Raw genomic sequence first — 19,495 nt, 5'->3', positions numbered from 1 at the left:
GCCAGGAATGCAGTCCAGCCTGCCGGGCCGCGCAGAGGGCGCTGCTGCGGGTCTGCGGCTGCACGAGCACCTGCGGCGCTCAGGCATCGCAGCCCAGCTCGCGTGCCTGGCGGGCGTCGGACACCATAGATCCGCGAGTGACGGCGGTACCGCTATCTGCATATCCGATGGCGCCCGCTGTCGAAGTGGAAGTGGTCGGCATGTGCCTGGTTGTATTCGGGGCCCAGCACGCCGTCGAAGAAGCGGCAGGCGCCCTGGTGCACTTCGCGCAGAAACATGCTGGCGGGCGCGTCGCCGCCCCATTGGCGCAGCACGCTGATGCGCCGGCCGTCGGTCAGTACAAAGCCCGCGATGTCTAGCGCGTCGGCGCTTGCGTGCTGGCTGCGGCTGCCGGACTCGCGGCCATAGACGTTGCGGCAGGCATAGCTGCCCAGGTGTTCGAGCCGGCGCACGTCTGCGCCCAGCGTCGCCTGGGCCGCGGGCTGCAGCACATGCCGCTCCCACAGCGCCAGCGATGCGGCGGCCGGGCAGCTCAAGGTGAAGGAAGACCCCACGGCCACCGAAGTCTGCCGCACCGCAATGGCATTGCGCAATCCGCAGCCCGGACCGGTTTCACGGTCGGGCAAGGCCTCGAAACGCCAGGGCGTGGTGGCCATGAAGGCCTGGCAGGCGGCAGGCTCGGACTGGAAGCGAGCGGCCTTGAAGCGCGTGAGCCAGTCGGGCGCGGCCTCGTAGGTCAGCGGCGCCCAGGGATTCAAGTGGTCGGCAAGCGTCCAATAGCGTCCATGCGACCAGAAGCCGATCCCCAAAAGTAACAACAGAGCAGCAATTAACCTCATTCATCCATCATCTGCGATGCCGCGCACGTTATAGGCAGCATGCGCCCTGGTCCTACAGCTGGCCGCTTGTTCCTTATCAGACCGGCAGCGCCGTTGGCGAAACAAATGTCTCGGTGTATTTACCAGCTTGAAGTAAATGCTTGTAACAGTTGTGCGAAATGAATGAGAATCCATTGCATGTTGGGTCTTTCTTCCAAGAAAAATGCAAAAGCCCGTTGGATCATTCTTTCAAGCATTGGTACGAAACGTTGCCAAACTCGTGCTGGTAGTGAGCCTTGCCTCGCTGGCGTGCACTGCTTGGCTGGCGATCTCCAACACCCAGGAAGATGCGCAGCACGATCTGCTGCAATCGCTGGACCGCTCGGTGGAGCGGCTGCGCATGCTGATCAACGCGACGGAGATGACGGCGGCTTCGGTCGAGCGCATTGCGCGCACCTCCGAGGCTTCCACCGAAGCCGCGGCGCTGCGGCCGGCGCTGGAAAAATCGCTGGCGGCGTTCGAGCAGCGCCCCGAGTTGAGCTACCTGGGACTGGTGCTGGCCCAGTATGGCGAGTACGGCAACCTTGAACGCACGGCGGACGGCCGCATCCTGCTGTGGCTGCACCCCGGCTCGCGCCCCGGCCATGCACTCACGCAGAACTTTCTGCTGACAGACAAGGGCTTCGTGCCGAACGCGAAGCAGCCCACGGGCGGATATGACGCCAGACGCAGGCCGTTCTACCAGGCGGCGCTCGAAGGGGGCGCAGACGGCACCTGGCTGCCGTCCTATCGTTGGATAGTGCACAACTCCGACAGCGCGCCTCTTTGGGGGCTCAGCTATGTCAAGGCCTTGCATGACCCGCAGGGACGGCTGCTGGGCGTGCTGGATGTGGACTTCGACCTGCCGGCGCTCAACCGTTTCCTGGCCTCTCTTGCCGCCGAATATGGCGTGCAGCTGCAGATTGTCGAGCGCGGCGAAAGCCCCAAGCTGATCGGCGGCGGCGACGTGGGCGCACAGCCGCTGGACGTTCCCGGGGCATTTGCCGCGGCGTTGAACCAGCAGGGGAGCGCCGAAGTCCGCAAGCTCAATTGGTCCGAGTCGGACCATTGGATGGCAAGCAGGACGATGGAACTCAAGGGCGGACGGCAATGGACCGTGGTGGCGAGCCGGCCGGCCCATCTGATCAACGCGCCGCTGCGTCACCAGCTCTATCAGATGGCCGGCATGGCCGTGGCCATGGCATTGGGCCTGATGCTGGTCGCGGCGCGCATGGCGCGCCAGATCGGCAGCCCCCTGGCCGAGCTCGAACAAAGCGTGGAACACGCGGGTGCCTCGGGGACGGCGGATGCGCTGGTGCTCGCGCCTTCCGCGGGCCGGTACCGCGAAACCTTGCGCCTGGGCGAGGCGCTGGTACGAATGGCGAACGCGATACGGCTGCGCGAGGCGCAACTGGCGACGCAGACGGTGGAGCTGCTCGAGACCAAGGAACAGCAGGTCGCGGCGCTGGCGCTCAAGGGCGCATTTTTCGAAGCCACCGACACCGCGATCTTCAGCCTCGACGCCGCCCGCCGCGTCATCGAATGGAATGGCGGCGCCGAGCGCCTGTTCGGTTGCCTGCGCCCGCAGGCGTTGCAGCGGCCCATCGAGGAGGTGATAGCCACCCCCGCAGGACAGCCTGCCTGGCACGACATTCTCGGCTTCAAGGAGGACATGTGCCTGCACCCGCTGGAAGGCGCCGGTGGCACGTTCGAGGCCGAGATGCGCAGCGTCATGACCCATCAGCAGGGACGATTGATCCATACCCTGATCGTCAACGATGTCTCGGCGCGCCAGCAGGCCAAGCGCCGCCTGCTGCAGGAGCGCGACTACGGCGATGCGGTGCTCAACAGCCTGCCGGGTGTTTTCTATCATTGCGACGAGAATGCGCGCCTGCAGCGCTGGAACCGCAATTTCGAGCGTATGACGGGCTTGAACGCCCGGCAATTGGCGGGCATCGAACTGACGCGGCTGATGCCGGCGGACGAACAAGCGCGCGCGGCGGCAAAAATTGCCGAGGTCTTGACCAGCGGCATGGCCCATTTCGAAGCCAGCTACGCCATGCCCAATGGCCGGCGCGTGCCCTGTCTGTTCACCGGTGTGCGGTTTGTGCACGAGGGCGTGCGCGGCTTCGTGGGACTGGGCAGCGACATCTCCGAGCGCAAGCGGGCCGAGCGGCTGCTGCGCCATCTGGCAACGCACGATGCGCTCACGGACCTGCCCAACCGCCACCTGCTGCAGGAAAGGCTCAAGCGCCTGATCGCCCAGTCGAAGATTTCCGGCCGGACGATTGCAGTGCTTTTGCTCGATCTGGACCGGTTCAAAGTGGTCAACGATGCCTACGGCCATCCGTTTGGAGACGAAGTCATCAAGGCGGTCAGCGCGCGCCTGTTGGCAACCCTGTCCGGCGGCCATACCGTTGCGCGCCACGGCGGCGATGAGTTCATGGTGCTGCTCGACGATCTGGATGATGTCGGGCAAGCGCATGCCATCGCGGAGGACATCATTGCCTGCATCCGTCCGCCGCTGCTGCTGCAGGGGCGCGAGATCCATCTGTCGGTCAGTGTCGGCGTGAGTTCGTTCCCCGAGGACGGCCGGGACTCGGAGACGCTGATCAAGCATGCCGACCAGGCCATGTACCGGGCCAAGCACAGCGGCCGCAACACCTATGCCCACTTCGATCCTGAAATGGACGAGAAGATGCAGGAGCGGGTGAACCTCGAGACGCTGTTGCGCCTGGCGCCGGCGGCGGGACAGCTGCGTCTGGTCTACCAGCCCAAGGTGAACCTGCTCAGCGGCGAGATCATCGGCTGCGAGGCGCTGGTGCGCTGGCACCACCCCCAGCTGGGGATCATTTCTCCGGCCAAGTTCATTCCGGTGGCGGAGGAGTCGGGCTTGATTGCGCCGATCAGCGACTGGGTGCTGCGCACTGCCTGCACGCAGGCCAAATCCTGGTCCGATGCCGGCTTTCCGCGCATTCCCGTCGCGGTGAACATTTCCGCGGGCCAGCTGCTGCAGCAGGACCTGTCGGTCTGGGCGCTCGACATGCTCGAGGAAACCGGGCTGGCTGCCGACCTGCTCGAACTGGAGCTGACGGAAAGCCTGATTGCGCAGGATGTGGAGCGCATGACCACGAACTTCGACCGGCTCAAGGCCGCGGGCGTGAAGCTCTCCATCGATGATTTCGGCACCGGCTACTCCAACCTCAGCTATCTGAAGAACTTTCGCGTCGACACCTTGAAGATCGATCAGTCCTTCGTGCAGAACATGCTCGACAGGGCGGACGATGAAACCATAGTGCGCGCCGTCATCACGCTGGCGCACAACCTGCGGCTCAAGGTGATCGCGGAAGGCGTGGAAACCGAGGCGCATTGCCGCATGCTGCGCGCGCACAACTGCGACGAGATCCAGGGCTATTACTTCAGCAAGCCGGTGTCCGCGCAGGCGTTCGAGGAGATCATCCGGCAGGGGCGCAGGCTTGGGATTGCGGGCGTAGAGCACGACGGTCCCGAAGTGGCCGATCTGGTGGTTTTGTAGGGGCAGTGCGGGCGCGATCCGGCGCTGGTTGTTGCCGCTGCAGGCCGCCGCGGCGCCCGGGGTTTCGCGGCACCATTCATAATGAGAGTTATTTTCATTTGAAGAATACGCAGCCGCCATGCCTTCGGCCGACAGCAGCGCCTCGAGCGACATCCTTCGTCTATATACGGACCACCATGCCTGGCTGGTCGCTTGGCTGCGCCGTCGGCTCGATCGCGGCTGGCTGGCGGCCGATCTTGCGCAGGACACCTTCGTCAGCATCCTGAGCGCCGCAGACGCGCCGCCGGTGCGCGCACCGCGGCCTTTTCTGGCGACCATTGCCCGTCGGCTCGTGGCCAACCATTACCGGCGCCAGGCGCTGGAGCAGGACTATCTTGCAGCCCTGGCGCACCTGCCCGAGCCCTTGCAGCCTTCGCCCGAAGAGCAGTTGCAGGCCGTGCAGGCATTGCAGGCGCTGGACCGCGGACTCAACGGGCTTTCGGCGCGCGCGCGTGAGGCATTTTTGCTCGCGCATCTCGACGGGCTGGATTACGCCAGCATTGCGCTGCGGCTGGGCGTGACGGTGCACGCGGTCAAGAAGTACATCGTGCGCGCCAACCAGGCGTGCTTCTTTGGCGCGCAACCATGAACACCATTGCGATTCCCGAGCGCACGGCGCGCGAAGCCGCCGAATGGCTGGCCACGCTGATGTCCGGCACGGCTGGCGAAGACGATAGGCTGCACTGGCGCCTGTGGCGCGAGGCCGATCCGATCAACGAGCAGGCCTGGCGGCGGATAGAAAATCTGTCGGCAGGGCTGCGCCAGCTCCATTCGGGCGCCGCGCGCCAGGCCCTGGGGCCTGCGCCGGTGCACGCGGGGCGGCGGCGCGCGCTGGGCACGCTGCTGTGGGCCGGCGCCGCGGGCACCGTGGGCTGGACCAGCCTGCGCTCGCCCGTGGGCCGCGAACTGCTGGCCGACGAACGCACGGCAACCGGCGAGCGGCGCGAAGTCATGCTGGCCGACGGCACGCGGCTGCTGCTCGACACCGCCAGCGCCGTCGATGTGCGCTACGGTGGCACCGAACGCCTGCTGGTGCTGCGTGCCGGCCGGATCCTGGTCACTTCCGGCCACCCGCATGGCGAATCGCGGCCGCTGATCGTGCAGACCGCGCAAGGGCGGGCGCGCGCGCTGGGCACGCGTTTCAGCGTGCGCCAGGAAGAGGGCGCGACCACGGTCGCCGTGACCGAAGGCGCTGTGGAGTTCGCGGGCCGGGGCGGCGCATCGCGGGTACTGACCGCGGGCGAGTGGGCCAGGCTGGGATCTGCGGGCTTCGATGCCCCGCCGCGCGCGCTCGACGAGGATACCGCGCAGGCCTGGACGCGCGGCCAGATACTGGCCGACGGCATGCGGCTGGACGCCTTTCTTGCCGAACTCGGGCGCTACCGTCCGGGCCTGCTGCAATGCGACCCGGCGGTCGCCGCGCTGCGCATCTCGGGCGTTTTTCCCGTGGCCGACACCGATACCGTGCTTGCCACCTTGCCGCTGTCGCTGCCCGTGCAGGTGCGCACGCGCACGCGCTGGTGGCTGCGCGTGGAGCCGGCCGGCACGTCGCTGTAACCCGGGCCTGGCACCGGGCAGAAAAATAATTTCACAAAAAGCGTGCCCGTTTGCGTTTCTCGCGTGACCTCCCTGTAGAGCCATTTGTCTCCACAGCATCCACCCTTGCACGCCAGGAACACCGCATGCCATCGCTTTGCACTTTTCGCCCGCAGTCGCGGCGCCATCCTCTTGCCCACGCGGCCTTGCTGGCCTGCGCGCTGAGCGCCGCCATGCCCGCGGCCCGGGCGCAGACTTCCACGGCCCAGGCCGCCGAAGCCTCGTCGGCACGCCACGACTACGACATTCCAGCAGGCCCGCTCGCGCCCGCGCTGCGCCGCGCCGCAAGCCAGGCGGGCGTGGTGCTGGGCTTCACGCCCGCCCAGACCGAAGGCAAGACCACAGCCGGCCTGCGCGGCAGCCATACGGTGGGCCAGGCGCTTTCGGCGCTGCTGGCCGGCAGCGGGCTGGCGCTGGTGCGCACCGACAGCGGCAGCTATGTGCTGCAGGCCGCGCCAGTTATGGCGGCCCCCGCGCAGGCAGGTACGTTGCATGAAGTGACCGTGAAGGCCCAGGCCGATCGCAATGGCCGCACCGAAGGCTCGGGAAGCTATGCGCAGACCGGCGCCAGCACCATGGCCACGGGCCTGGGCTTGACGCTGCGCGAGACGCCGCAGTCGATCAGCGTCGTGACGCGCGAGAAGATGGACGATTACGCGCTGACCAGCCTCAGCGAGGTGCTCGAGCAGATGCCCGGCGTGCACGTGTCTTCGCTGGATTCGGAGCGCACCACCTATTCGGCGCGCGGATTCGGCATCGACAGCTTCCAGTACGACGGTGTCTCGACCACCATCAATACGGCCTTTTCTGCTGGCAATTCTCTGGGCAACACCGCCATCTACGATCGCGTAGAAGTGCTCAAGGGCGCGGCCGGTCTGCTGACCGGCGCGGGCGACCCGGGCGCGGTCATCAATCTCGTGCGCAAGAAGCCCACGGCCGTGCCGCAAAAGCAGATCACGGTCGGTGCGGGCTCCTGGAGCAACTACCGCAGCGAAGTCGATCTCAGCGGACCGCTGAGCGAGGACGGCCGCATCCGCGGCCGTGCGGTCGCGGCCTACCAGGACCAGCATTCGTTTCTCGATGGCCACCAGCGCAGTACCGCCGTGCTCTACGGCATCCTGGAAGCCGACCTGACGCCCGATACGCTGCTCAGCGTCGGACTCGACTACCAGGACACCGACCCGCGGCGCTCGAGCTGGAGCGGAACGCGCCCCATCTACGACCGCTACGGCGGGCGCATTTCGCTGCCGCGCTCGTTCAACAGCGGCGCCGACTGGAGCGGCTGGCAGCAGACCTCGGGGTCGGCGTTTGCATCGCTCACCCAGCGGCTGTCCGACAAGTGGAAGCTGAAAACGGCGTTCAACCGCCAGTACAACGGCTATGACGCCAAGCTCGGTTCCATCCAGAGCGGCCCCTATGTGGACGGCAGCTCCACCATCTTTGCCAACAAGTATGTGGGACGCACCAAGACCGACACTTTTGATTTCGTCGCCGATGGCTCGTTCAGCTGGCTGGGGCGCGAGCACGAACTGGTGCTGGGCGGGCAGTTTTCGCGCGCGCAATGGACTGGCGAAACCTATGCCAACGTCACCTATCCGCAGCGCACGGTGCGTGATTTCTACGGCTGGAACGGCGATATTCCCGAGCCTTTGTGGGGCGCGCGGTCATCGGCGCAAGACGAGACCACGCGCCAGGAAGCGCTCTATGCGGCCGTGCGCCTGGCCGCCTCGGACAACCTGAAGATCCTGTTGGGCAGCCGGGTGTCCAACTATCGATACGCCGCGCCCCACTCGTCAATCGATCTGAAGAAATCGGGCAACTTCGTGCCGTATGCGGGCCTGGTATACGACCTCGGCAACAACCTGTCCTATTACGCCAGCTACACCACCATCTTCAAGCCGCAGAATTACCGTGACACCGGCGGCAAGCTGCTTGATCCGCTGGTGGGCAAGAGCTACGAAACCGGCGTGAAGGGCGAGTTCTTCGACGGCCGGCTGAACGCCAGCGCCGCCTATTTCCAGATCAAGCAGGACAACTATCCCGAACAGATCGCCGACGCTTTCGCGCCCGATGGCACGCCGGCCTATCGCGGCATTCAGGGCGTGACCGCCAAGGGCGTGGAGTTCGAAGTTTCCGGCGAGCTCACGCGCACGGTTCAAGTGCAAGGCAGCTTCACCCATGTGAAGGCCAAACGCGCGGGCAGCCTGGTCTCGACGACCGCGCCTGCCAATCAAGTCAAGCTCTACACGAGCTACCGGGCCGATGCGCTGCTGCCGGGACTGAAGCTCGGCGGCGGCATGCGCTGGCAAAGCCGCACCTACCAGACCATCATGAACTATGGACTGGAGCGTGAGGAGGAATACAGCCAGTCGGCCTACGCGGTGTTCGATCTGATGGCGCGCTACGAGATCTCCAAGCAGCTGACGGCCGGCGTGAAGGTCAACAATCTCTTCGACAAGGCCTACCGCACGAACATCGGTTTCTACCGCACCACTTCCTATGGTGAACCGCGAAGCGTGAGCGTGAACATGACCTACAGGTTCTGATCGCCTGAGCCTTCCCGTCCAATGGACTGGAAGGCTTTTTTTGCCTGCGGTGATGACGGGGTTGCCATTGGCATACGATCGGCGAAAAATCATTGCCAACCCATCAACAGGAACCCGTTTTCATGAGCACACCGTTACCGCCCCGCATCGCGGAGATCATCGACGCGCGCGTCTTCACCTTCGCCCAGGGCGCGCAGCGGCATTTCAAGACCAATGATCTGGTGGTGCTGCTGGACTTCCGCGAGACCACGCCTGCGCTGGAGGCCGTGGACCGCAAGCGCCTGATCGAAGCCGAGGAACTGCCGCTCGATGTGCGCCTGCAGCTTTCCCAGCCGGCCTCGGCTCTGGAGGAAGTCCTGGGCAGTGCCGAGCAATCGTTCTGGTTTGTCGTCATCTTCGAGGACGGCGACTTCGAATATGGCGCGGTCAATGCCGCGATGCTGGACGCGGGCTAGCGATCTGGCGCTGCGGCCGCGGCGCAATCGCCTGCATTCTGTCGGGATTTGGCGGCTTGCCGGTGGAGGCAGGATTGCCTGGCGCTGCCAGCGGTTGCGCCGATGCTGCTGCCTGGCTGCTCTCGAAAGATACCCTGTTTTGGGGAGCCGCTCGCCCGGGCGCGCGAACTCCAGAGTGGCTGCAGTAAATGTGAATTGATATTTTCAATCAACAAAATAGTTTTAATTGCTTTTGTTGTGATGGCTGGTGGTTGATGCGAATCATCACGCCCATCACTCCCGAAAAGCCTGCAATTGCGGCGCCACAACCACCGTATAGCACCGTAAGAACTGCGCCCTGCAATCCCGGGAAGCTGCGATGTTCGTTAGCGAATGTTAATGAATGTTATGGGCTGTTGTCTCTATGACATGGGCTAGTTTTTGGAAGCAAATATTAACAATGTGTGTGCTACGCTTGCAGATGAAACCATCCGGATGGGGTGGTGTGCGAAGTGGCAACACCATCAGCACGGCGACTTCATGTGCAAGGTTATGCGTAAAGAACACCGGTCGGAAGCCGGCGGCTCCGCCTTGCTCACGTGGAAAGGACATCTCCATATGCGCTGTTTTGTCTAGTCAAAGTCTGTGTCACAGCTGGCCTGTGTCACTGCAGATCAATTTCTGGCGGCTGCCTGTACGGTTGGCTCGCTCGCTGCGTCACCCGACCAGCATCGCCGATGGCAGGGGCGCGCGCAGCGCCGCTGCTGTCGGAATCGCAGGATCTTCCCGTGGATCTTCTGTTTCGACTGGATGCACAGGCTGCGTCTGTCGTGTGTAAAAACGGTTTCCAGCCGGAAGCGCAGCCGCGCGTTCCCGCATGCTCATCGGATCTTTGCGTAGTCACGCAAGCTCTGGCATTGCCCGGTCGGAACCAACCATCAAGGGTATGAAAATGAAGTTCAAGCAGATTGCACAGGCCGTCGCATCTTTGGGTATGGCATCGTGGGCTGTGTCCGGCATGGCGCAGACGGCGCTGACGGCGCAGCAGGTGAATGGGCAGGGCGCAGCGCTGCAGTCGGTCGTGGAAAAGGTGCTGATGACGCATCCCGAGATCCAGGTTCGATTCCAGGATCTGACCTCCACCCTGGAAGGCCAGAATGTGGCGCGTGGCGCGCTGCGTCCGCAGGTCACGGCCCAGGGCTGGGTAGGCCGCGAATGGCGCAGCAACTCCGAAGGCGGCTCTGACACCGACTGGAATCGCCCGGGCTGGAACGTGCAGTTGCGCCAGATGATTTTCGACGGCTTCACCACCAGCAGCGGCGTGCGCCAGCTGGGCTTCGAGAAGCTCTCCAAGTTCTACGACCTGCGTGCGACCACGGAAACCCTGGCCAACGAGGCCGTGGGCGCCTATCTCGATGTGCAGCGCTACCGCGAAATGGAACGCCTGGCACGCGACAATTTCGCCACGCACCAAGTGACCCTGGGCCAGCTGCGCGAGCGCCAGCAATCGGGTGTGGGCCGCGGCGTGGATCTGGAGCAGTCGAGCGGCCGCGTGTCGCTGGCCCAATCCAACCTGATGACCGAGACCAACAATCTCAATGACGTGATGCAACGCTATCGCCGCGTGGTGGGCGAGTACCCGCCGGCGGAAATGGCACCCGTGCCCGACGTCACCGACCGTCTGATCGTGCCTGCGGTGTCGCGCGATTTTGGCGACGCGCTGCGCGCCAATCCCCAGTTGCTGTCCAAGCAGGCCTTGCTGCAGGCCGCCGAAGCCGGACAGAAGGCCGCCAAGGGCGCGCATCTGCCCAAGGTCGAGTTCGTGGCTTCCACGGGCCGCGATCGCGAGCAGTCGACGCCCGCATTCTGGAATCAGCAGACTTCGCGCGTTCAGGTCATGATGACCTACAACCTGTCGCGCGGCGGCGCCGATGAAGCCCGTCTGCGCCAGACCATTGCCCAAGGCTACGCCGCCCACGATCTGCGCGACTACACCTGCCGCAATCTGCTGCAGGAGATGTCCATCACCTGGAACAACATCGCGCGACTGCGCCAGCAGACGCCGTTCCTGCAGGAGCATGTGCTGTCCACCTCTAAGGTGCGCGTGGCCTACCAGCAGCAGTTCAAGATCGGCCAGCGTTCGCTGCTCGATCTGCTCAACACCGAAAACGAGCTGTTCGATGCCGAGCGCGCGCTGGTGAATGCACAGTACGATCTGAAGAAGGCCGAATACCAGTGGCTTATGCTGTCCAGCGAGATCCTGCCCGTGCTGGGCCTGGCCCAGCCGCATTCGACCAGCCGTCCCGAAGAGCAGCAGGTGCTGGTGCTGCCTGACGACATGCTGCGCAGCTGCAATGCGGCCGTGCCCGATACTTCCAACCTGAGGCCGGTGTCCCAGCAGGTCTCGTTGAATGAGGCACCGGTGCAGACGGCGCAGGCCCAGGCGCAGACACCGGTTTCCCTGCGCATGACGCGCCGCGTCGCAGTTCCTTAGCCTGAAAGAGCGCCGTATGGACAAAAGCAATCTGCCCCCCGTAGATGATTCCTCCAAGAAGGAGTTGTCCGCGCTCGACGCGGACTTCATCCGCGTTCTCGAGGATCTGATCGAGGCCTTGCTGGCCAACGGCACGTTGCGGCTGACCGATCTGCCCCCGCACGCGCTGGAGAAGTTGAGCCAGCGCAAGCGGGTGCGCCAACGCGTGCGCAACTCGCTGGATTTGATCGATGATGATGAAGAGCTTTTGTAGCTGGATGGGCGACGATGTCTAAATCGGAATACGAAACACCGCAGTATCCATTGGGCGCAGCCGCCAGGGCGCAGGCGCTGTTGAATGAGGCGGACGCGGAGGCTGCGGCCTCCGGGGCCGGAGATCGCGGCCCGGCCGCGCCCCGGACGGCGGGTGTTCCGCCAGCGCACGAGACGCATTCCGATCCGCTGCTCGACTGCCTGGTGCAGCTGACCCATCTGCATGGCAAGCCCTATACCGCGCAGGCGCTGAGCAACGGCCTGCCGCTGGTCGACCAGCGCCTCACGCCGTCGCTGCTGGCGCGCGCCGCGGCGCGCGCGCATTTCACGACGCGCATCGTGCAGCGCGGGCTTGAAGACCTTCCCGATGGCCTGCTGCCCGCGATACTGATCCTCAACGGCAACCGTGCCTGCCTGCTGCTGCGCACGCTGCCCGAAGGCCGCTTTCTGCTGCAGTACCCCGAGAGCAACAGTCCGGTCGAAGTCGACCGCCAGACCTTGCATCGCGACTACGCGGGACTGATGTGCTTCGTGCGCCCGCAGTTCCAGTTCGAGCAGCGTTCGGTGCAGGAGGGCCTGAAGCCGCGCAGCGGCCACTGGTTCTGGGCCGTGGTGCTCGACAACCGGCGCCTGTACCGCGACGCGCTGCTGGCCGCGGTGCTGATCAACATCTTCGCGCTGGCCATGCCCTTGTTCAGCATGAACGTCTATGACCGCGTGGTGCCCAACAACGCGGTGGAGACGCTGTGGGTGCTGGCCATAGGCATCTCGCTGGTGCTGATCTTCAACTTCGTGCTGACCACGGCGCGTGCCTATGTCGTCGATTCGGCGAGCAAGCGCGTCGATGTGCAGCTGTCGGCGCAGATCATGGAGCGCGTGCTGGACCTGCGCATGGAAAGCCGGCCAGCGTCGGTGGGCTCGTTCGCGGCCAACCTGCGCTCGTTCGAGTCGGTGCGCGACTTCATTGCCTCGGCCAGCCTGACCACTCTGGTGGACCTGCCGTTCGTGCTGCTGTTCCTGCTGGCGCTGGTCTGGATTTCGCCCTGGATGCTGCTGCCACCGCTGGTGGCGATCGCCGCGATCCTGCTGGTGTCGTTCTGGGCGCAGGCGCGCATGGAAAGCCTCACGCTCAAGACCTTCCAGGCGGCGTCGCAGCGCAATGCCTTGCTGGTCGAATCGCTGACCAATCTCGAAGCCCTCAAGACACTCAACGCCCAAAGCGGCGTGCAGCGCCTGTGGGAAGGCTCTACCCAATACCTTGCCTACATGGGCGGCAAGATCAAGTTCATTTCGTCGGGAACGGTGAACTTCGTGCAGACCATGCAGCAGCTGGTGAGCGTCGCCGTGGTGATCATCGGCGTGTACCAGGTGCAGGACTCCGCGCTGTCGATGGGCGGCATCATCGCGGCGTCGATGATTGCGGGGCGCTGCCTGGCACCGTTCGGCCAGGTGGCCGGGCTGATGATGCAGTTCCACAATGCGCGCACCTCGCTGCATTCGATAGACAACTACATGAAGATGCCTGTCGAGCATGCTCCCGACGCCGAGTTCGTCGCGCGGCCCGACCTGCGCGGCGCCATCGAGTTCCGCAATGTCAGCTTCAACTATCCGGGCAGCGCGCAGGCCAGCCTCTCGGGCGTGAGCTTTTCCGTCAAGGCCGGCGAGCGCGTGGGCATCATAGGCCGCATAGGCTCGGGCAAGACCACGTTGGAAAAACTGGTGCTGGGCCTGTACCAGCCCACCGACGGTGCGGTGCTGATCGACGGCGTCGACGCGCGCCAGATCGACCCCGTGGATCTGCGCCGCGCGATCGGCCATGTGCCGCAGGACCCGATGCTGTTCTATGGCAGCTTGAAATACAACCTGCTGGTGGGTGCGCCGCATGCGGGCGAGCGCGAGATGCTGCATGCCGCGCGCATTGCAGGCGTCGACGAGTTTGCCGCCCAGCATCCCAACGGCTACGCGATGAACATCGGCGAGCGCGGCGAGTCGCTTTCGGGCGGCCAGCGCCAGTCGATTGCGGTGGCGCGGGCGCTGATCAACGATCCGCCCATGCTGCTGCTCGACGAGCCCAGCAGCAATCTGGACAACCAGAGCGAAGCCCAGCTCAAGCGCCGCCTGCAGGAAGCCTCCGCAGGCAAGACCATGCTGCTGGTGACGCACCGCACGGCGCTGCTGACGCTGGTGGACCGGCTGATCGTGATTGACGGCGGGCGCATCGTTGCCGACGGCCCCAAGGACCAGGTGATCGAAGCCTTGAAACAGGGCCGCATCGGCGGCACGGGAGGCCGGTCATGAGCGAGAACAAGCCAATGCCAGAGGAAAAACCGCCAAGGAAGCCGGGACCGGTCAAGTCCGCGCTGCAGGCGCGCTGGAGCAAGCTCGAGCGCTGGATGCTCGACGGCAGCGAAGCCGTGGGAACGCACCAGAGCGATGATCTCAAGGCCGATGCGCAGTGGGCTGCGGGCCAGCAGCAGGCGCGCGGTTCGCGGCTGCTGATCTGGGCCGCGCTGCTGTCGGTGCTGGCGCTGCTGGTCTGGGCGACTTTCGGGCGCATAGACGAAGTGGTGCGCGGCCAGGGCAAGGTGGTGCCTTCGCGCCAGGTGCAGGTGGTGCAAAGCCTCGACGGCGGCATCGTGCAGGAGCTGCTGGTGCGCCCGGGCGAGCGCGTCGAAAAGGACCAGGTGCTGCTGCGCATCGATCCGACGCGCTACAGCTCGTCGCTGGGCGAAAACCGCTCCGAACTGCTGTCGCTGCAGGCCAAGGCCGCGCGCCTGCAGGCGCTGGCCTCGGGTGAGACTTTCAAGGTCGCGGCCGAGCTGCAGACCGCGGTGCCGCAGGTCGTGGAGCAGGAGCGCCGGCTGTGGGAGACTCGCACGCAGGAGCTCAACGCCACCGTGAACATCGCGCGCGACCAGCTGCGCCAACGCCAGCAGGAACTGCGCGAGAACCAGGCCAACCGCGACCAGTCGGCGTCGAGCTGCAGCCTGACATCCGAAGAGCTGAATGTGACGCGGCCGCTGCTCAAGAGCGGCGCGGTCTCCGAAGTCGATCTGCTGCGCCTGCAGCGCGATGTCGCGCGCTTTTGCGGCGAGGCGCGTGCCGCCACGGCGCAGATGGGCCGCATCCAGGCCGCGATCCAGGAAGCCGAGCGCAAGATCCAGGAGACCGAACTGACGGCGCGCAATCTGGCGCGCGCCGAATTGTCGGAGACGCGCTCCAAGCTCGGCACGCTCGAGCAGGGCCAGGTGGCGCTGGAAAACCGCGTGCGCCTCGCGGAAGTGCGCTCGCCTGTGCGCGGCACCGTCAACACGCTGATGGCCAACACCGTCGGCGGCGTGGTGCAGCCCGGCAAGGACATCCTGGATATCGTGCCGCTGGACGATACGTTGCTCATGGAAGTGCAGGTCAATCCGCGCGACATCGGTTTCCTGCACCCGGGCCAGCAGGCCGAGGTGAAGTTCTCGGCCTATGACTTCGCGATCTATGGCGGCCTGCAGGGCAAGGTCGAGCAGATCGGCGCCAACACCATCACCGACGAGAAGGGCAACTCCTTCTATGTGGTGAAGGTGCGCACCGACCGCGCGGATGTGGGCGACAACTCGCGCCCCATCATTCCCGGAATGCAGGCCGAAGTGCACATTCTCACCGGCAAGCGCACGCTGATGCAGTATCTGCTCAAGCCGATCTTGCGTACCAAATCCAATGCGTTGACCGAGCGGTAGTTCATGTCCAGTTCCTCACCTGAAACCATGCCAATGAATGCACAGCCCGTGCTGATGCTGACCCAGGATGCCACGCTGTGGCAGGGCTGGCGGCAGATCGCGGGGCCCGAATGGATGCCTGCGCGCGGCCAGAGCCTGGCCGATCTGCAGCGCTGGAAACAGCAGGGCCGCAGCCTGGTCGTGCTCGACGCCGCGTTGCCCCAGCTGCCTGCAAGCAACGACGCCGACTGGGGCCGCCTGCTGCGCGGCGTGCAGGTGCTGGTGCTCAGCAACCGGCCCGGCGACGAGGAGGGGCGCCAGCTGCTGGCCAAGGGCGCCTGCGGCTATGCGCACGCGCAGTCCAGTGCCCAATCGCTGTCGCAGATATTGCAAAGCCTGTCGGCCGGCAACATCTGGCTGGGCCGCTCGCTGCTGCAGCGTCTGCTGCGTGACGTGGACGCGCGCCTGCCCGAGCCCGAAAACCATTGGGCCGACGCGCTGTCGCCGCGCGAGCAGGAAGTGGCGCGCTATGCATCGCTGGGTGAGAGCAATGCGGCGATCGCCGAACGAATGTCGATTGGCGAGCGCACCGTGCGCGCGCATCTGTCGGCCATCTTTGAAAAGCTGCAGGTCGAAGACCGGCTGATGCTGGCCCTCAAAGTCCACGGAATAGGGCGCAAGCAGTTGGCCTGAGCGCTGATCTGTCGCCTGTCAAACCCAGATTCCGCTGCGGCGGGACCTGGGTTTTTTTATGTCCGGCGCAGCGCGGAACATCGCCCGATTGGCCGCGACGCCAATAGATGTTTTGCCCGCCGGCTCCTACCATCTCTGTAGAAATATTGGAGGAAGACCGTCGGGCGCTTCCTCTCCACCGACTGGAGTCTCAGATCATCATGGCAGCGCAAACCGTTCTCGTTACCCAACTCACCGGCCAGGCTTGGATTCGTAACACCGATGGCACTCTGACCGCCATCCATGAAGGCATGCGCATCGCCGCGGATGCCGTGATCGTGACTTCGTCGGGCGGTTCGGTGCAGTTGCAGGCCGACGGCCAGCCGCCGTTGATCGTGGGCGAGAACCAGGAAGTGCTGCTCACGGCCGATCTGGTGGCGCCGCCCCAGCCCCAGGAGGCCGCGATCGCCGCGCCGCCGGCGACCGAAATCGACCAGATCATCGCCGCCATCAACGCCGGTCAGGATCCGTTCGACACGCTGGACCCCACGGCCGCGACGCTCAGCGGCGGCAGTGAAGGCGGCAGCACTTTCGTGCGCCTGGCCAGCGTCGTGGAAGCCACGGCACCGCTGAATCTCGCTTTTGACCGTACCGGTGCGGGTCCGGCCGACACGCTGTTCGCAGCGGATGGCGCGGCTGCGCCGGCCACTCCCGATACCAATCCGGATATCGGCTCGGTGCTTGAAGATGCCTTGCCGCTGACCGGCAATCTGCTGACCAATGACACGCTCGGCGATGGCTCTCTGGCCCAGCACAGCGTGCTGCTCAGAGGCGGCAGCCAGGGCCAGTTCGGTCAGATCACCTTGAATTCGGACGGCAGCTACAGCTACCAGCTCGACAACGCCCTGCCAGCGGTGCAGGCGCTGGCCGCGGGCGAGACGCGCACGGAGACCTTCACCTATGAACTGGTCGATCGCAATGGTGCGAGCTCCATCAACACGCTGACGATCACCATCATCGGCACCAATGACGCGCCCACGCTTTCGGGCGAAGCGACCGTGGCTGTCCAGGAAGACCAGACCACGGCGGTGAGCGGACAGCTGGTTGCCGCGGATGTCGATGTCGGCGACACGCAGACCTGGAGCGTGAACAACGGCGGCCAGGGCCAGTACGGCAGCTTCACCGTGGACCAGACCGGCAAGTGGACCTATGTTCCCGGCGCGGGCAATGCACAGGTGCAGGGGCTCAAGACAGGCGAGCAGCTCACCGACACCGTCACCGTCACCGTCAGCGACGGCAAGGGCGGCAGCGCGACCCAGACCGTCACCGTGGTCATCGAAGGTGCGGACGACGCCGCGATCATCACGCCGGCGGCGCCCGGTTCCGACCTGGGACGGGTGCAGGAAGATGTGACGCTGACCACCAGCGGCAAGCTCGATGTGACCGACCCGGATGCGGGTCAGGCGGTGTTCGTTGCCCAAGTCGCTGCGGCCGGCCAATACGGCAGCTTCAGCGTCGATGCCGGCGGCAACTGGAGCTTTGCGCTGGACAATGGCGGCGAAACGGTACAGGCCCTGGGCGCAGGCGAAACGGTGACCGAGACTTTCACGGTCACTACCGCCGACGGAACCAAGGGCAGCGTGGTCATCACCATTGTTGGCACAAACGACCAACCCGAATTGTCGGGTGCGCTCACGGGCACAGTGACCGAGAACGGTATCCAGACGGCCATAGGCCAGATGATCACCACCGATGTGGATGCCAAAGATACGCACAGCTACAGCGTCATCGGCAACGCCACAGGCACCTATGGCAGTTTCAGCGTGGACGCCAATGGCCAGTGGACGTATCAACTCGACAACGACGCGGCCCAGCCGCTGCGCGCGGGTGAAACCCGCACTGAGACCTATCAGGTCCAGGTCAGCGATGGCAAGGGAGGCGTGGATACCCAGACGGTGACCATCACCATCAATGGCGCGGACGTGAGCGCGATCATTACGCCGGCGGTTCCTGGCGCGGACAGGGGCGCAGTGACCGAAGATGGTCAGTTGAGCGCGGTTGGAAAACTCAATGTGGTCGATCCCGACGAGGGGCAGGCCGTGTTCGTTGCGGTGACGGCACGTGCCGGCCAGTACGGCAGTTTCAGCATCGATGCCGATGGCAACTGGAACTATGCGCTGAACAACAACAGCCCCCTGGTGCAGTCACTTGGCACGGGCGAGACGCGCACCGAGTCCTTCACGGTCACGACCGCCGACGGGACCACGGGCAGCGTGGTCATCACCATCAATGGAACGAATGACCAGCCAGTGCTGTCGGGTGCCTTGACGGGCACCGTGACCGAAGACGGCACTCAGACCGCGATAGGTCAGCTGGCCACCACCGATGTGGATACCCTGGATACGCATAGCTATACCGTGGTGGGCAGTGCCACAGGAACCTACGGCAGCTTCAGCGTCAATGCCAGCGGCCAATGGGCCTACCAGCTCAACAACGCCGCAGCCCAGCCGCTGAACGCGGGCGAAACGCGCACCGAGACCTATCAGGTCGAGGTCAGCGATGGCAAGGGCGGCGTGGATATCAAGGACATCACGATCACCATCAACGGCACCGACGAAGGCGTCGTGGTGGTTCCCGGCATTCCGGGCAACGACGCGGGTGCCGTACAGGAGGACGTCACGCTGCAAGCCGGCGGCAAGCTCGAAGCAACGGATCCGGATGCGCCTGCCGTGGTGTTTGTGCCGCAGACCAATGTGGCAGGCCAGTACGGCAGCTTCAGCGTGGACGCGAGCGGCAACTGGACGTTTGCGCTGAACAACAGTGATGCCAAGGTGCAAGCCCTGGCGGCCAACGAAACGCGCAGCGAGACTTTCACGGTCACTACCGCTGACGGCGCCGCAAGCAGCGTGGTCATCACCATCACGGGCAGCAACGACGCGCCGACGATCACCGGCATGGCTGCAGCGGCCATCAGCGACAGCACGGCCAGCATCTCCGGCGATCTGAACCCTTCCGATGTGGATGCGGGCGACACGCATACCTGGAGCGTGGGCACGCCCCAGGGCCAATACGGCAGCCTGACGGTCGATGCCGACGGCAAGTGGACCTATGTGCTGGACAGCGCCAAGGTCAAGGATCTGCCCGACGGCCAGAAGGTCACCGACACCATCACCGTGACGGTGACGGACAGCCACGGCGCGACGGGCACGAAGGACGTGGTCATCACCATCAATGGCAGCGGCAACAATACGCCGACCATTGGCGGTGCCGCCACGGGCGAAGTCACGGAAGACATCAAGCTGTCGGTGCAAGGCGCGCTGACCATCAGCGACCCGGACGCAGGCCAGTCGACGTTCGTGGCGCAAA

Annotated in this window: 12 protein-coding genes; 11 read left to right on the top strand and 1 reads right to left on the bottom strand. The window is 64.9% G+C overall.

Annotated elements, in window-relative coordinates; all coding sequences use genetic code 11:
- Positions 1-152: 152 nt before the first annotated feature.
- Positions 153-818 carry an extensin-like domain-containing protein gene (locus RR928_RS02345; protein WP_332681384.1) on the bottom strand — a complete coding sequence of 222 codons (666 nt, stop codon included), beginning with the start codon at positions 816-818 and terminating at the stop codon, positions 153-155.
- Positions 819-1,107: 289 nt separating this feature from the next.
- Here RR928_RS02345 and RR928_RS02340 point away from each other — a divergent pair, with 289 nt between their 5' ends.
- The 11 genes from RR928_RS02340 to RR928_RS02290 form a co-directional block, all read left to right on the top strand.
- The gene (locus RR928_RS02340; protein ID WP_332681382.1) at positions 1,108-4,392 is read left to right on the top strand and encodes a bifunctional diguanylate cyclase/phosphodiesterase; all 3,285 of its coding nucleotides are present in this window, start codon (positions 1,108-1,110) and stop codon (positions 4,390-4,392) included.
- Positions 4,393-4,510: 118 nt separating this feature from the next.
- Positions 4,511-5,020, top strand: a complete 510-nt coding sequence (locus RR928_RS02335; RefSeq protein WP_332537180.1) for a sigma-70 family RNA polymerase sigma factor — start codon at positions 4,511-4,513, stop codon at positions 5,018-5,020.
- Positions 5,017-5,988, top strand: coding sequence for a FecR domain-containing protein (locus tag RR928_RS02330; RefSeq protein WP_332681380.1), 972 nt, complete (start codon positions 5,017-5,019; stop codon positions 5,986-5,988). Before RR928_RS02335 ends, RR928_RS02330 begins: the two co-directional genes overlap by 4 nt.
- 125 nt (positions 5,989-6,113) lie before the next feature.
- The gene (locus tag RR928_RS02325) at positions 6,114-8,573 is read left to right on the top strand and encodes a TonB-dependent siderophore receptor (protein WP_332681378.1); all 2,460 of its coding nucleotides are present in this window, start codon (positions 6,114-6,116) and stop codon (positions 8,571-8,573) included.
- 122 nt (positions 8,574-8,695) lie between these two features.
- The gene (locus RR928_RS02320; RefSeq protein WP_332537175.1) at positions 8,696-9,028 is read left to right on the top strand and encodes a hypothetical protein; all 333 of its coding nucleotides are present in this window, start codon (positions 8,696-8,698) and stop codon (positions 9,026-9,028) included.
- Between the two features lie 931 nt (positions 9,029-9,959).
- Positions 9,960-11,501, top strand: coding sequence for a TolC family outer membrane protein (locus tag RR928_RS02315; RefSeq protein WP_332537174.1), 1,542 nt, complete (start codon positions 9,960-9,962; stop codon positions 11,499-11,501).
- Between the two features lie 16 nt (positions 11,502-11,517).
- Positions 11,518-11,754, top strand: coding sequence for a hypothetical protein (locus RR928_RS02310; protein WP_332537173.1), 237 nt, complete (start codon positions 11,518-11,520; stop codon positions 11,752-11,754).
- Between the two features lie 14 nt (positions 11,755-11,768).
- Positions 11,769-14,051, top strand: coding sequence for a type I secretion system permease/ATPase (locus RR928_RS02305; RefSeq protein ID WP_332537171.1), 2,283 nt, complete (start codon positions 11,769-11,771; stop codon positions 14,049-14,051).
- Between the two features lie 14 nt (positions 14,052-14,065).
- A complete protein-coding gene (locus tag RR928_RS02300) occupies positions 14,066-15,478 on the top strand; it encodes an HlyD family type I secretion periplasmic adaptor subunit (RefSeq protein ID WP_442881603.1) in 1,413 nt (470 codons plus the stop codon).
- A gap of 33 nt (positions 15,479-15,511) precedes the next feature.
- Positions 15,512-16,150, top strand: a complete 639-nt coding sequence (locus RR928_RS02295; protein ID WP_332537169.1) for a response regulator transcription factor — start codon at positions 15,512-15,514, stop codon at positions 16,148-16,150.
- 200 nt (positions 16,151-16,350) lie between these two features.
- Positions 16,351-19,495: retention module-containing protein (locus RR928_RS02290; RefSeq protein WP_332681375.1), on the top strand; the 3,145-nt coding region annotated here is incomplete at its 3' end.

The organism is Comamonas sp. (genome assembly GCF_036666375.1).
Taxonomy (GTDB): Bacteria; Pseudomonadota; Gammaproteobacteria; order Burkholderiales; family Burkholderiaceae_C; genus Comamonas.
Note: the sequence above shows the minus strand (reverse complement) of the source record. Positions and strands in the feature narration are given on the sequence as shown.

Bases quoted from the DNA above. Each gene is read 5' to 3' on its own strand.
- RR928_RS02305 (WP_332537171.1), top strand. From the start codon at position 11,769: ATGTCTAAATCGGAATACGAAACACCGCAGTATCCATTGGGCGCAGCC.
- RR928_RS02300 (WP_442881603.1), top strand. From the start codon at position 14,066: ATGCCAGAGGAAAAACCGCCAAGGAAGCCGGGACCGGTCAAGTCCGCG.
- RR928_RS02320 (WP_332537175.1), top strand. From the start codon at position 8,696: ATGAGCACACCGTTACCGCCCCGCATCGCGGAGATCATCGACGCGCGC.
- RR928_RS02295 (WP_332537169.1), top strand. From the start codon at position 15,512: ATGAATGCACAGCCCGTGCTGATGCTGACCCAGGATGCCACGCTGTGG.
- RR928_RS02315 (WP_332537174.1), top strand. From the start codon at position 9,960: ATGAAGTTCAAGCAGATTGCACAGGCCGTCGCATCTTTGGGTATGGCA.
- RR928_RS02330 (WP_332681380.1), top strand. From the start codon at position 5,017: ATGAACACCATTGCGATTCCCGAGCGCACGGCGCGCGAAGCCGCCGAA.
- RR928_RS02310 (WP_332537173.1), top strand. From the start codon at position 11,518: ATGGACAAAAGCAATCTGCCCCCCGTAGATGATTCCTCCAAGAAGGAG.
- RR928_RS02325 (WP_332681378.1), top strand. From the start codon at position 6,114: ATGCCATCGCTTTGCACTTTTCGCCCGCAGTCGCGGCGCCATCCTCTT.
- RR928_RS02335 (WP_332537180.1), top strand. From the start codon at position 4,511: ATGCCTTCGGCCGACAGCAGCGCCTCGAGCGACATCCTTCGTCTATAT.